This window comes from Paenibacillus sp. TAF43_2 (assembly GCF_052113545.1).
In the GTDB taxonomy this organism is placed as follows: domain Bacteria; phylum Bacillota; class Bacilli; order Paenibacillales; family Paenibacillaceae; genus Pristimantibacillus.
Genome location: NZ_JBFRDK010000039.1, coordinates 24,511 through 38,353, shown reverse-complemented (window position 1 = coordinate 38,353; position 13,843 = coordinate 24,511). Strand labels below are relative to the sequence as shown.

The window sequence follows — 13,843 nt, the reverse complement described above, 5'->3', positions numbered from 1 at the left end:
TATCATTAAAGCCTATGTCTGTGCGTAATGACTACAATTAATGAGTGAAGGACAAGCTCTACCTACTATTCCTTAATATTAAATGGGCTTAAGGCATACAGTCAATGAATAGTTATTTGTAAAATTAAGTAAGAAGCCCTATTGACCGTTTTACATAGAAAAATAAAAAGCCCTCACCGAAGTGAGGGCTTTTGTTATTCATAGCGGCTAAGCCGCAATGAATTATTTTTGGATAGAAGCTACAGCGCCAGCGCCTACAGTACGGCCGCCTTCACGAATAGAGAAACGAGTTCCCTCTTCAACAGCGATTGGAGCGATAAGCTCAACCGTTACAGTGATGTTGTCGCCAGGCATAACCATTTCAGTACCTTCTGGCAAGTTGATGATACCCGTTACGTCAGTTGTACGGAAGTAGAACTGTGGACGGTAACCAGTGAAGAAAGGCTTGTGACGGCCACCCTCTTCTTTAGTTAGAACGTAGATTTGAGCAGTGAAGTTAGTGTGTGGTTTAACCGAACCCGGTTTAGCCAAAACTTGACCACGCTCGATGTTGCTGCGGTCTACACCACGAAGCAAAGCACCTACGTTGTCACCAGCTTGAGCGGAGTCAAGCAATTTACGGAACATTTCAACGCCTGTTACTACGGACTTACGGGATTCTTCAGCAAGACCGATAATTTCGATCTCGTCGCCAACTTTGATAACGCCACGCTCAACACGACCTGTAGCAACAGTACCACGGCCAGTGATTGTGAATACGTCCTCGACAGGCATAAGGAAAGGTTTAGCAGTATCGCGCTCAGGAGTAGGGATATAAGTATCCACTTGCTCGAAAAGCTCGATGATTTTTTCAGCCCAAGGACCATCTGGGTTTGCAAGTGCTTCACGAGCTGCACCACGGATGATTGGAGTGTCGTCGCCTGGGAACTCATACTCAGAAAGAAGGTCACGAACTTCCATTTCAACTAGCTCAAGAAGCTCTTCGTCTTCAACCATGTCGCATTTGTTCAAGAATACAACGATGTAAGGTACGCCTACTTGTTTCGAAAGCAAGATGTGCTCACGAGTTTGTGGCATAGGACCGTCAGTAGCGGAAACTACAAGAATAGCTCCGTCCATTTGAGCAGCACCAGTGATCATGTTTTTTACATAGTCGGCGTGACCTGGGCAGTCAACGTGTGCGTAGTGACGAGCAGGCGTCTCATACTCAACGTGAGCTGTCGAGATCGTGATACCACGCTCGCGCTCTTCTGGAGCTTTATCGATTTGGTCGAATGCGATTGCTGCACCGCCGTATTTTTTTGAAAGTACAGTTGTGATAGCTGCAGTCAAAGTCGTTTTACCGTGATCGACGTGACCGATAGTACCGATATTAACGTGCGGTTTGTTACGTTCAAATTTTGCCTTAGCCATTGAACTTGAGCCTCCTCAATTTAACATCATATTTTTTATGTGTGGCCGACATTTGGCTCGCAAGCAAACCAAAATGACGGCAAAAGCAATTTGTTGAGCGCTAGTCCAAAAACGATTACTCGCCTTTGTTTTTAGCAATAATCTCATCAGAGATTGATTTTGGAACTTCTTCATAATGAGAAAGCTCCATGGAGAATACGCCGCGTCCTTGTGTACCGGAACGTAGTGTAGTGGAATAACCAAACATCTCGGAGAGAGGTACCTTGGAGCGGATAATTTGTGCACCTGCACGAGTATCCATACCTTCGATACGACCACGACGGGAGTTAAGCATACCCATAACATCGCCCATGTACTCTTCTGGAACAGTAACTTCAACTTTCATGATTGGCTCAAGAAGAACTGGCTTACATTTTTCTTTGGCAGCTTTAAGCGCCATCGAACCTGCAATTTTAAACGCCATCTCCGAGGAGTCAACATCATGGTAAGATCCGTCAACAACAACAGCTTTAACATCAACGAGCGGGAAGCCGGCTACAACACCGTTCTTCATTGACTCTTCGATACCAGCTTGGATTGGAGCGATAAATTCACGAGGAATTGATCCACCAACTGTTTTGTTTTCGAATATGAAGCCTGTACCAGGCTCAAGTGGTGAAAACTCAACCCAACAATGACCGAATTGACCTTTACCACCGGACTGACGAACGAACTTACCTTCAACCTTCGCAGCTTGACGGAACGTTTCACGGTAAGCAACTTGTGGTTTACCAACGTTTGTCTCAACTTTGAATTCGCGGAACATACGGTCAACAAGGATCTCAAGGTGAAGCTCACCCATACCAGAGATAATTGTTTGGTTTGTTTCTTCATCCGTATGTGCACGGAAAGTAGGATCTTCTTCAGCAAGCTTGGAAATAGCGATACCTAGTTTGTCTTGGTCAGCTTTCGTTTTTGGTTCGATAGCAACCGAGATAACCGGCTCAGGGAAGTTCATCGATTCAAGAACGATGATGTGCTTCTCATCACAAAGTGTATCACCAGTAGTCGTATCTTTCAAACCTACAGCTGCAGCGATATCGCCGGAATAAACTTCCGTGATCTCTTGACGGCTGTTTGCGTGCATTTGAAGAATACGTCCAATACGTTCACGTTTGCCTTTTGTTGAGTTAAGGACATACGAACCGGATTTTAGTACTCCTGAATATACACGGAAGAAAGTAAGTCTACCAACATAAGGGTCAGTCATGATTTTGAATGCCAAAGCCGCGAAAGGCTCTGTGTCTGAAGATGGACGTTCTCCTTCTTCACCGTCTTCAAGAGTACCTTTGATAGCCGGTACATCAAGAGGTGAAGGTAGGTAATCCACAACAGCATCCAACATCGGCTGAACACCTTTGTTACGGTATGAGGAGCCAGCTACAACCGGGAAGATTTTAACTTCGCAAACACCTTTACGGAGTGCTGCTTTAATTTCTGGAATAGTGATTTCTTCACCTTCCAAATATTTCATCGTTAATTCTTCATCCAATTCTGCTACTTTCTCAATCAATTCCGTACGTAGTGCATCTACTTGCTCTACATACTCAGCTGGAACTTCAACTTTTTCAGGGTCTTTACCAGTATCGTCTTTGTAGATATAAGCTACACGTTCAACGATATCGATAATACCTTTAAAGTCGCTTTCCGCGCCGATTGGAATTTGAATTGCTACGGCATTGGCACCAAGACGCTCACGCATGTCTTTGATTACGTTTAGGTAATCTGCACCAATGATATCCATTTTGTTTACGTAAGCAATCCGAGGTACGTTGTAACGGTCAGCCTGACGCCATACGGTTTCAGACTGTGGCTCAACGCCTTCTTTTGCACTGAAAACCCCAACGGCCCCGTCCAATACGCGTAGGGAACGTTCAACTTCAACAGTGAAGTCAACGTGTCCCGGGGTGTCGATAATATTAATGCGGTGTCCATGCCATTGAGCAGTCGTCGCGGCAGACGTAATTGTAATACCGCGCTCTTGTTCTTGTTCCATCCAGTCCATCGTAGCTGCACCTTCGTGCACCTCTCCGATTTTGTGAGTACGGCCCGTGAAGAACAAGATCCGTTCAGTAGTTGTGGTTTTACCGGCATCAATATGCGCCATAATCCCGATGTTACGCGTATTTTTCAAGGAGAACTCTCTTGACATAAAATTGTCTCCTCTCGAATGTAAAAATTCTACCAGCGGTAGTGAGCAAACGCTTTGTTCGCTTCAGCCATTTTGTGAGTATCTTCGCGCTTTTTAACAGCTGCGCCAGTGTTATTGGAAGCATCTGTGATTTCAGCAGCTAAACGCTCTTCCATCGTTTTCTCACCGCGGTTACGTGAGTAGTTCACGAGCCAGCGGAGACCAAGTGCCGTACGGCGCTCTGGTTTAACTTCGATCGGCACTTGATAGTTTGCACCGCCGACACGGCGTGCTTTAACCTCAAGTACAGGCATAATATTTTTCAAAGCAGCTTCGAACACTTCCATCGGATCTTTACCCGTGCGTTCTTGAATCAGTTTGAAAGCATCATACAATAGTGTTTGTGCAACGCCTCTTTTACCGTCAAGCATAATGCGGTTGATTAGGCGCGTTACCAGTTTGCTATTATATAGCGGATCTGGAAGCACATCGCGTTTCGTTACAGGACCTTTGCGTGGCATGAGAAAGTCCCCCTTTCTTCTAATAGTTGCTATTTCTAGCATTTCAATAACCTGTTAAGGTTATGATTATGATTTTTTAACTTTCGGACGTTTCGTACCGTATTTCGAACGAGCTTGCATACGGTTGTTTACACCTGCAGTATCAAGTGCACCGCGAACGATGTGATAACGTACTCCTGCTAAGTCTTTTACTTTACCACCACGGATCAAAACAACGCTGTGCTCTTGCAAGTTGTGTCCGATACCTGGAATGTAAGCCGTAACTTCTAAGCGGTTCGTTAAACGAACACGAGCATATTTACGAAGTGCGGAGTTCGGTTTCCTTGGAGTCATTGTACCTACACGAGTGCACACACCGCGTTTTTGAGGAGCGCTGATGTTTGTAGCTTCACGTTTCAATGCATTGAAACCTTTTTGCAATGCCGGCGATTTCGATTTAACGACTTTCGCTTGGCGTCCTTTACGGACTAGCTGGTTAATAGTTGGCATGTTGCCACCCCCTTCCCTATATTCATGTCTTTTGAAAATATAAGCATTTATAAAGAAGTTGTTTATAAATCAACTTATATTCTTTTTCGCGTAAGCGGGCTCTTCCCACCAAAAGCCGGCAATAGCCGTTTACGCATGTATGGTAGACATTTTACCTAAAATTAAGCCCACAGATCCAGGCGGATCATAAAAGAACAAACAAAAGTTCTCGCCAGCTAATCATCGCTAAATAATCAACTAACAAAAACGGCTATTGCGTTATTCTTCTTCGGTTACGAGTGCTGCCATCGCGGCCCCGACATCGATGCCGCAGGTTTCCCCAAGCTCTACCATCGTGTCGATCCATTTCATTGGAACTCCCGCCCGCTCACATAGATGAACAATCTTCTCTTTCATCTGCGGATCTGCATCTCGTGCGACATAGACTTTAATGGCTCTTTGCTGCTCGAGCATCTTCGTCGTTTGCTTCGCGCCGACTTTGAATTGCATGATAATCACCTTCAATTCTTCCATTCAGCGAACACACAATTAGGCACACTTCGATATAGTATCACCTACTATGTGCTTGTGTCAAGAACCTTCTAGGATAATCACTTGTAAACTTTTTGTAAATGAATTTCATACTGTAAACATATAAAAGAGCGGTTATCTTCCGCTTCCAAGGAAACGGAAGATGTGACGCTCCTTCGATATTAGTTAGTATCCGGTTTTAAGAACATGATCTGTTCAAGCCGACTAGTCGACTGTTACAGCTTCTGTTTCTAGTTCGCCTTCAACTGCAGTAGTTGTTTCATCTTCAAGTCCAGCAAAACGAATGTTACGATAACGGGCCATTCCAGTACCTGCTGGAATCAACTTACCGATAATAACATTTTCCTTGAGTCCAAGCAACTGGTCAACTTTGCCTTTAATAGCGGCATCAGTCAATACACGAGTTGTTTCTTGGAAGGAAGCTGCTGACAAGAACGAATCAGTCTCAAGCGATGCCTTCGTAATACCGAGCAAAACTGGTTTTGCAACAGCTGGTTCGAGATCTGCGAAAATTGCAGTGCGGTTTTGAGCTTCATATTCATGAATATCAACGAACGCACCAGGAAGCAACGTTGTGCCGCCTGCATCTACAATACGAATTTTACGGAGCATTTGTTTAATCATGACCTCAACGTGCTTGTCATTGATTTCTACCCCTTGATTTCGGTAAACGCGCTGTACTTCTTGCAAAATGTAGTTTTGAACGCCACGGATACCTTTGATACGCAGCATATCTTTAGGGTCAATTGAACCGTCAGTCAGCTCATCGCCGGCTTCGATTTGTTGACCTTGCGTTACGCGGATACGCGAACCATAGGTAACAGCATACACTTTCGATTCCGCTTCACCTTGAACCTCGATTTCACGACGGTCCTTCGCTTCACGGATTTCTTTAACCACACCGTCAAGCTCAGAAATAATCGCTTGACCTTTCGGATTACGCGCCTCAAACAACTCTTGGATACGCGGCAAACCTTGTGTGATATCGTCTCCCGCAACGCCGCCCGTATGGAACGTACGCATTGTGAGCTGTGTTCCTGGCTCACCGATGGATTGAGCTGCGATAATACCTACCGCTTCCCCAATCTCAACGTGTTTACCAGTTGCAAGGTTACGTCCSTAACAGATCTTACATACGCCATGACGAGCACGGCAGCTTAGTACGGAACGAATTTGCAGCTTTTCAACGCCAGCGTCGATAATTGCATCCGCTTTGTTCGAGTCAATCAACTCACTGCGGTTAACAATAATCTCGCCTGTTTTTGGATTACGAACCGTTTCAAACGCATAGCGGCCTTCAATACGGTCATAAAGATCTTCAATAACCTCTTTACCGTCTTGAATTTTGCTTACAGAGAAGCCTTTATCGGTACCGCAATCTTCTTCACGTACGATTACGTCTTGTGCAACGTCAACAAGTCGACGAGTCAAGTAACCGGAATCGGCAGTACGAAGGGCAGTATCGGCAAGACCTTTCCGCGCTCCGTGAGTAGAAATAAAGTACTCGAGTACTGTAAGACCCTCGCGGAAGTTCGATTTAATTGGCAACTCGATGATACGACCGGATGGATTGGCCATCAAACCACGCATACCGCCAAGCTGTGTAATTTGAGATTTGTTACCCCGTGCTTTGGAGTCCACCATGAGCATGATGTTGTTGTAACGATCCATCGATTTCATAAGAACTTCGGTGATCTCGTCTTTACATTTACCCCAAATTGTAATGATCCGGTCATAGCGCTCCTCGTTTGTAATCAAACCACGACGGTATTGATTCATAACGGTAGCAACCTTCTCATCGGAGCGCTTCATGATTTCGTCTTTCTCTTTCGGAATGATAACGTCAGCTACGCCGATCGTAATACCAGCCTTAGTCGAGTAAGTGAAACCAAGCTGCTTAATGCGGTCAAGAAGCATCGCAGTAAGCGTAGTGTGGTATTGGCGGAAACATTCTGCAATAACTAATGCAAGATAGTCTTTACCTACCGCACCAGGCGTTTCGATTGCATCCAGGAATTTAGGAAGATCTGCGCCTTTTTCGTAAACGAAATATTTATCTGGTGTACCGTGCAATAGGTTCGTTTTCGTTGCTTCGTTGATATAAGGGAAATCTTCAGGGAAAATTTCGTTGAAGATGACTTTACCAACTGTCGTAACGAGTAACGAGTTTTGCTGCTGCTCGGTGAAGTTAACTTTTTTAAGCACACGAACCGGAATGAAAATTCTGGCGTGCAAGGAAACAATACCACGTTGGTAAGCAGAGATCGCTTCGTTAATGGTACCAAATACGGAACCACTGCCTTTAGCCTCTTTGTTATCCATCGTCAAGTAGAAGCTTCCTAGTACCATATCCTGTGAAGGAGTAACGACCGGTTTGCCGTCTTTCGGGTTAAGGATATTGCCTGATGCAAGCATTAGCAAACGCGCTTCCGCTTGTGCTTCAGCAGACAACGGAACGTGAACGGCCATTTGGTCACCGTCGAAGTCAGCGTTGTAAGCTGTACATACGAGCGGGTGAAGCTTAATTGCGCGACCTTCAACCAAGATAGGCTCAAATGCTTGAATACCTAGTCTGTGAAGTGTCGGGGCACGGTTAAGCAATACTGGGTGCTCCTTGATTACTTCCTCAAGAACATCCCATACCTCAGGGCTTACGCGTTCAACCTTGCGCTTCGCACTCTTAATGTTGTGTGCTAGGCCTTTATTAACAAGCTCTTTCATAACGAAAGGCTTGAACAATTCTAGTGCCATTTCCTTAGGAAGACCGCACTGGAACATTTTGAGGTTTGGACCTACTACGATAACCGAACGACCAGAGTAGTCAACCCGTTTACCGAGCAAGTTCTGACGGAAACGTCCTTGCTTACCTTTCAGCATATGGCTGAGGGATTTAAGCGGACGGTTACCCGGTCCTGTAACAGGGCGACCGCGACGACCGTTATCGATCAATGCGTCAACCGCTTCTTGCAGCATCCGTTTTTCATTTTGCACGATAATATCAGGAGCGCCCAGATCAAGCAAACGCTTCAGACGGTTGTTACGGTTAATAACACGACGATACAAATCATTGAGGTCAGAAGTCGCAAAACGACCGCCATCAAGCTGTACCATCGGACGAAGCTCAGGAGGGATGACAGGAAGCACGTCTAGAATCATCCATTCCGGTTCGTTGCCGGAATTGCGGAATGCTTCTACCACTTCAAGACGTTTGATCGCACGATTGCGTCGTTGTCCTTGAGCAGTACGCAGTTCTTCTTTCAATTGCTCCAATTCTTTGTCAACGTCGATATCTTGCAAAAGTTTTTTAACAGCTTCGGCACCCATACCAGCATGGAATCCATACCCGTATTTCTCACGATAGCTGCGATATTCTTTCTCCGATAGAAGTTGTTTCTTCTCAAGTGGGGTATCACCTGGATCCGTTACGACATAGGATGCAAAATAAATGATCTCCTCAAGCGAACGAGGCGACATATCAAGTGCAAGGCCCATACGGCTTGGAATCCCTTTGAAGTACCAAATATGAGAAACTGGAGCTGCTAGCTCGATGTGACCCATACGTTCGCGGCGAACTTTAGCGCGAGTTACTTCAACGCCACAGCGATCACAAACGACACCTTTATAGCGTACACGTTTGTATTTACCGCAATGACATTCCCAGTCTTTTGTAGGTCCAAAAATTTTCTCGCAGAAGAGTCCTTCCTTCTCCGGTTTTAAGGTCCTATAGTTGATCGTCTCCGGTTTTTTAACTTCTCCGCGGGACCACGAGCGAATTTTATCCGGCGAAGCCAGACCTATCTTCATATACTCGAAGTTGTTCACGTCCAACAAGGAGCAACCCTCCTCCGTCATGTATGACAATGTCTATCTAATCAGCTAGATTCCGTCATAGGCGCGTGACCATTTGACGGAATCTAGCAACTAGTTTATTCAGCAGCGCCGACTTCGGCACCTTCTATATTGAGGTTAAGCTTATCGCCTGTTGCCTCGTCTTCATCATCCATTTCCTTCATTTCGATCTCTTCTTCATTCTCGGATAGAATTTTAACGTCCATACCCAAACTTTGAAGCTCTTTGATCAAAACTTTGAACGATTCCGGAACACCTGGCTCTGGTACGTTTTCGCCTTTAACGATGGATTCGTACGTTTTAACACGACCAACCACGTCATCGGATTTAACAGTCAATATTTCTTGAAGCGTGTACGCAGCGCCATATGCCTCAAGCGCCCATACCTCCATCTCCCCGAAACGTTGTCCACCGAACTGTGCTTTACCACCGAGCGGCTGTTGTGTAACGAGTGAGTAAGGACCAGTGGAACGGGCATGGATTTTATCGTCGACCATGTGCGCCAGTTTGATCATGTACATGACCCCAACCGTAACTTCACGTTCGAAATTCTCGCCTGTCCGTCCGTCATACAGTACGGTTTTACCGTTACGCTGCATGCCTGCTTCTTCCATCGTATCGAAAACGTCATTCTCGCGCGCGCCGTCAAATACTGGCGTAGCAGCGTGGATGCCGAGATGCTTACAAGCCATACCCAAGTGAACTTCAAGCGCCTGACCGATGTTCATCCGCGACGGTACGCCGAGCGGGTTAAGAACAACTTCTACAGGTGTGCCATCCGGTAGGAAAGGCATATCTTCTTCAGGCATGATACGAGCGATTACCCCTTTGTTACCATGACGTCCAGCCATTTTGTCGCCTTCGGAAATTTTCCGTTTTTGAGCAATATAAGCACGAACAAGCTGGTTAACGCCTGGTGGCAATTCGTCGCCATTCTCCCGCGTAAATACTTTAACGTCAACAACGATACCGTCTGTACCATGCGGCACGCGTAGCGATGTATCACGTACTTCACGAGCCTTCTCACCAAAGATAGCGTGCAGCAATCTTTCTTCCGCAGTCAGTTCAGTTACACCCTTAGGCGTTACTTTACCAACTAGGATATCGCCAGCGCCGATTTCAGCTCCGACACGAATGATTCCGCGCTCATCCAGGTTGCGAAGAGCTTCTTCACCGACATTCGGAATGTCGCGTGTAATTTCTTCAGGTCCAAGCTTCGTATCACGAGCCTCAGACTCGTATTCCTCGATGTGAATGGATGTATAAACATCCTCTTTCACTAGCTTTTCACTTAACAGGATCGCATCCTCATAGTTGTAGCCTTCCCACGTCATGAATGCAACAACGACGTTGCGTCCAAGAGCCAATTCGCCTTTTTCAGTGGAAGGACCATCCGCAAGGATATCACCTTTTTTAATAACGTCGCCTTTACGTACAAGCGGGCGTTGATTGATGCACGTTCCTTGGTTGGAGCGCATAAACTTGTGTAGTTTATGTTTTACCAAGTCACCAGTAACCGGCTTGCCATCGATTTGCTCGACGCGACGAAGCCAGATTTCATTAGCGGAAGAACGTTCGATTATACCGTCATGCTTCGCTACGATACAAACGCCTGAGTCTTTCGCTGCCTTGTGCTCCATACCTGTACCAACAAGTGGTGATCTAGGGATAAGAAGCGGTACCGCTTGACGTTGCATGTTGGATCCCATGAGGGCACGGTTGGAGTCATCGTTTTCCAAGAAAGGAATTAACGCTGTCGCAACAGATACTACCTGTTTAGGCGATACATCCATGTAATCAACGCGATCACTAGGCATAGTCAAAATGTTGTCGGCTTGTTTATTGTAACGAACGATCGTATTCTCTTCTGCAAACTTGTCGTCTGGAGTCAGCTTCGCATTCGCTTGCGCGATTACGTAGTTATCTTCCTCGTCAGCAGTCAGGTAAGCGATTTGTTCTGTAACAATTCCAGTCTTCGGATCTACCCAACGATATGGTGCTTCAATGAATCCATATTCGTTAATACGAGCGAAGGAAGACAAGGAGTTGATCAAACCGATATTCGGTCCCTCTGGCGTCTCGATCGGACACATCCGCCCATAGTGGGAGTGATGGACGTCACGAACTTCAAAGCCCGCGCGTTCCCGAGTCAAACCACCGGGTCCAAGTGCTGACAAACGACGCTTATGCGTCAATTCAGCAAGCGGATTCGTTTGGTCCATAAACTGGGACAGCTGCGAGGAGCCGAAGAACTCTTTTATAGATGCAATAACCGGACGAATGTTAATTAGCGCTTGCGGCGTAATTGCATTCGCGTCTTGAATGGACATTCTCTCACGCACAACGCGCTCCATACGAGACAGACCGATACGGAATTGGTTTTGAAGCAGCTCGCCAACAGAACGCAGACGACGGTTACCCAGATGATCGATATCATCCGTGCTGCCTACGCCATGAAGCAAGTTGATAAAGTAGTTAATGGAAGAAATGATGTCCGCAGGCGTGATATGCTTGACGGATTTGTCAATAATGCCATTCGCAATAACTTTAATTACTTTGCTTTCGTCATATGGTGAGAATACGCTGATCGTTTGTAGTGGAATACTATCAGCATCAAGAACGCCATTAGCTACATGATACGTTTTGAAACCAACATCCTTCTCAAGCTTCTCGAGAATTTCATCAAGCAAGCGGCGGTCAATCATTTGTCCGGACTCAGCAATAATTTCGCCAGTCGCAGGATCAATTAGATTTTCCGCAAGACGTTGATTAAACAAACGGTTCTTGATGTGAAGTTTTTTGTTTATTTTGTAACGGCCTACATTGGCCAAGTCATAACGTTTTGGATCAAAGAAACGAGCAACTAGCAAGCTCTTCGCATTATCCAAAGTCGGAGGCTCGCCTGGACGAAGACGCTCATAAATTTCAATAAGCGCTTTTTCAGTAGAATCCGTGTTATCTTTGTCTAGCGTGTTGCGAATGTACTCATCATGGCCTAGCAGTTCAAGAATCTCAGCGTCAGTACCGAATCCAAGCGAACGCAAAAGTACCGTTACCGGTATTTTCCGGGTCCGGTCAATACGAACGTAGATGATATCTTTAGCATCCGTTTCAAGCTCTAGCCAAGCGCCACGGTTAGGAATAACAGTAGCTGTGTAGTTTTTCTTCCCGTTCTTATCGACCTTCGTGCTGAAGTACACACTCGGGGATCGAACCAATTGGCTGACTATGACACGTTCGGCTCCGTTAATACCTCATGTCTGTATCACAGCATCGATAATCACTGCGTCACTATAGACGAACCAGCCGCCTATATAGTCAAATAAAGAAAAGCCCTTATCGAATGGTTCGAAAAAAGAGCATGTTCCGGCAGTTAACTAATCACAGCGCGGCCGTGACAGTCTCATATCAAATAATTTTGCCCAAAACGTAAACATTATACGTCAAATGTGTAAAACTTATGCATTCCGCGCTTTAAATTTACACTTGACATTTTAGTTAACTAAAGAGATCGAGCCCAATTTAATGCTGACATTTTATAATCTTACCATATCGCAAATGTCAAGTCAATAAATATTATTCAGTTTTCAAACATATTTTCAAAACATATTTTTCTCTAATTTTCTAAGCTTTTACAGCTCGGAAAATACGGTAGCCTTTATCCTTCGTTACTTCCTCTACATCTGCAAATAATGACTCTAATTTAGCTTTCGCCGAAGGTGCCCCTTGCTTCTTCTGTATGACAACCCACATGCTGCCGCCTTGTTCGAGCAATTCATAACCTTCTTCAAAAATCCGATGAACGACTGACTTCCCAGCCCTGATCGGCGGATTTGTAACGATGACATCGAACTTCATTTCCTTAACTGCTTCAAATAGATCACTTTGCAAAACGGTAACATTAGATATTTGGTTAAGCTTTGCGTTCTCACGCGAAAGCTCTACCGCTCTTTCATTTATATCAATCATCGTTACTTGCCCATGCTCAGCGAGTTTTGCTGATGTTAATCCAATAGGACCATAACCACAGCCAACATCAAGAATGTTTGCATTTGCATTCAGCTCCAAAGCATCGATCAACACCTGACTCCCGTAATCAACTCCTGATTTTGAGAATACGCCGGCATCCGTCATAAACTTCAAAGAAAAGCCTCGGAGTATTGCTTCATGAACTTGACGATTATGCTTAACATCTGGGCTCTGTGAGTAATAGTGATTCGACATTATTCATCACTCCCCGCTATTCCATATTGCATCGAGTATATTGATATCGCCTTGCTTCAGCGAAAAAATACTCGATTCTCGTTGAAGGATAAGAATGTACAAGCCAAAACTTGCACATTCTTATCCTTCAACATACAACGAACCCCTTGAAACCTGACGTTTCAAGGGGCTCGCCGGCCGATTCATCATTCAATCGCATGATCAGCTTATTTTATTGAAAGAAATACTACTTAACTTCTACGGAAGCGCCAGCTTCAGTAAGCTTAGCTGCAACAGCTTCTGCTTCTTCTTTAGCAACTTTCTCTTTAACTGCTTTAGGAGCGCTATCAACCAAGTCTTTCGCTTCTTTCAGGCCAAGACCTGTGATTTCGCGAACAACTTTGATTACGTTGATTTTTGAAGCGCCAGCGCCGTTAAGGATAACGTCAAATTCAGTTTGCTCAGCTTCTACAGCTGCGCCAGCACCTGCTGCTGCTACTGGAGCTGCTGCAGTTACGCCGAATTCTTCTTCAATTGCTTTAACAAGATCGTTCAGTTCAAGAACGTTCATAACTTTAATCGCTTCTAAGATTTGTTCTTTAGACATGATTATACCTCCGGGAATATGGTTTATTTTTTTTGGTTTATCCTACAGCCGACTTGCGTC

Annotated in this window: 8 protein-coding genes and 1 pseudogene; all 9 read right to left on the bottom strand. The window is 45.2% G+C overall.

Annotated features, from left to right (window positions below):
- Positions 1-222: 222 nt before the first annotated feature.
- The 9 genes and pseudogenes from tuf to rplL all read right to left on the bottom strand — a co-directional run bounded on the left by tuf (position 223) and on the right by rplL (position 13,783).
- Positions 223-1,413, bottom strand: coding sequence for an elongation factor Tu (gene tuf / locus AB4Z17_RS11220; protein WP_076271433.1), 1,191 nt, complete (start codon positions 1,411-1,413; stop codon positions 223-225).
- A 115-nt stretch (positions 1,414-1,528) separates the two neighbouring features.
- Positions 1,529-3,604, bottom strand: coding sequence for an elongation factor G (fusA, locus tag AB4Z17_RS11215; RefSeq protein ID WP_339205292.1), 2,076 nt, complete (start codon positions 3,602-3,604; stop codon positions 1,529-1,531).
- A 29-nt stretch (positions 3,605-3,633) separates the two neighbouring features.
- Positions 3,634-4,104, bottom strand: a complete 471-nt coding sequence (rpsG, locus tag AB4Z17_RS11210) for a 30S ribosomal protein S7 (RefSeq protein ID WP_028609662.1) — start codon at positions 4,102-4,104, stop codon at positions 3,634-3,636.
- 66 nt (positions 4,105-4,170) lie between these two features.
- The gene (rpsL, locus tag AB4Z17_RS11205) at positions 4,171-4,593 is read right to left on the bottom strand and encodes a 30S ribosomal protein S12 (protein WP_054025332.1); all 423 of its coding nucleotides are present in this window, start codon (positions 4,591-4,593) and stop codon (positions 4,171-4,173) included.
- 258 nt (positions 4,594-4,851) lie between these two features.
- On the bottom strand, positions 4,852-5,082 hold the full coding sequence (locus tag AB4Z17_RS11200; RefSeq protein ID WP_441912732.1) for a ribosomal L7Ae/L30e/S12e/Gadd45 family protein: 231 nt from the start codon (positions 5,080-5,082) through the stop codon (positions 4,852-4,854).
- A 246-nt stretch (positions 5,083-5,328) separates the two neighbouring features.
- Positions 5,329-8,955 carry a DNA-directed RNA polymerase subunit beta' gene (rpoC, locus tag AB4Z17_RS11195; RefSeq protein WP_441959793.1) on the bottom strand — a complete coding sequence of 1,209 codons (3,627 nt, stop codon included), beginning with the start codon at positions 8,953-8,955 and terminating at the stop codon, positions 5,329-5,331.
- A gap of 95 nt (positions 8,956-9,050) precedes the next feature.
- Positions 9,051-12,224: pseudogene (rpoB, locus tag AB4Z17_RS11190) on the bottom strand (DNA-directed RNA polymerase subunit beta); the annotation flags it as partial.
- Positions 12,225-12,597: 373 nt separating this feature from the next.
- Positions 12,598-13,197, bottom strand: coding sequence for a class I SAM-dependent methyltransferase (locus AB4Z17_RS11185; RefSeq protein WP_441959791.1), 600 nt, complete (start codon positions 13,195-13,197; stop codon positions 12,598-12,600).
- 226 nt (positions 13,198-13,423) lie between these two features.
- A complete protein-coding gene (gene rplL / locus AB4Z17_RS11180; RefSeq protein ID WP_076271439.1) occupies positions 13,424-13,783 on the bottom strand; it encodes a 50S ribosomal protein L7/L12 in 360 nt (119 codons plus the stop codon).
- Between the last annotated feature and the right edge of the window lie 60 nt (positions 13,784-13,843).

What these genes read in the sequence shown, in the direction of transcription:
- tuf (WP_076271433.1), bottom strand. Translation starts at nt 1,413, where the DNA reads ATGGCTAAGGCAAAATTTGAACGTAACAAACCGCACGTTAATATCGGT.
- fusA (WP_339205292.1), bottom strand. Translation starts at nt 3,604, where the DNA reads ATGTCAAGAGAGTTCTCCTTGAAAAATACGCGTAACATCGGGATTATG.
- rpsG (WP_028609662.1), bottom strand. Translation starts at nt 4,104, where the DNA reads ATGCCACGCAAAGGTCCTGTAACGAAACGCGATGTGCTTCCAGATCCG.
- rpsL (WP_054025332.1), bottom strand. Translation starts at nt 4,593, where the DNA reads ATGCCAACTATTAACCAGCTAGTCCGTAAAGGACGCCAAGCGAAAGTC.
- AB4Z17_RS11200 (WP_441912732.1), bottom strand. Translation starts at nt 5,082, where the DNA reads ATGCAATTCAAAGTCGGCGCGAAGCAAACGACGAAGATGCTCGAGCAG.
- AB4Z17_RS11185 (WP_441959791.1), bottom strand. Translation starts at nt 13,197, where the DNA reads ATGTCGAATCACTATTACTCACAGAGCCCAGATGTTAAGCATAATCGT.
- rplL (WP_076271439.1), bottom strand. Translation starts at nt 13,783, where the DNA reads ATGTCTAAAGAACAAATCTTAGAAGCGATTAAAGTTATGAACGTTCTT.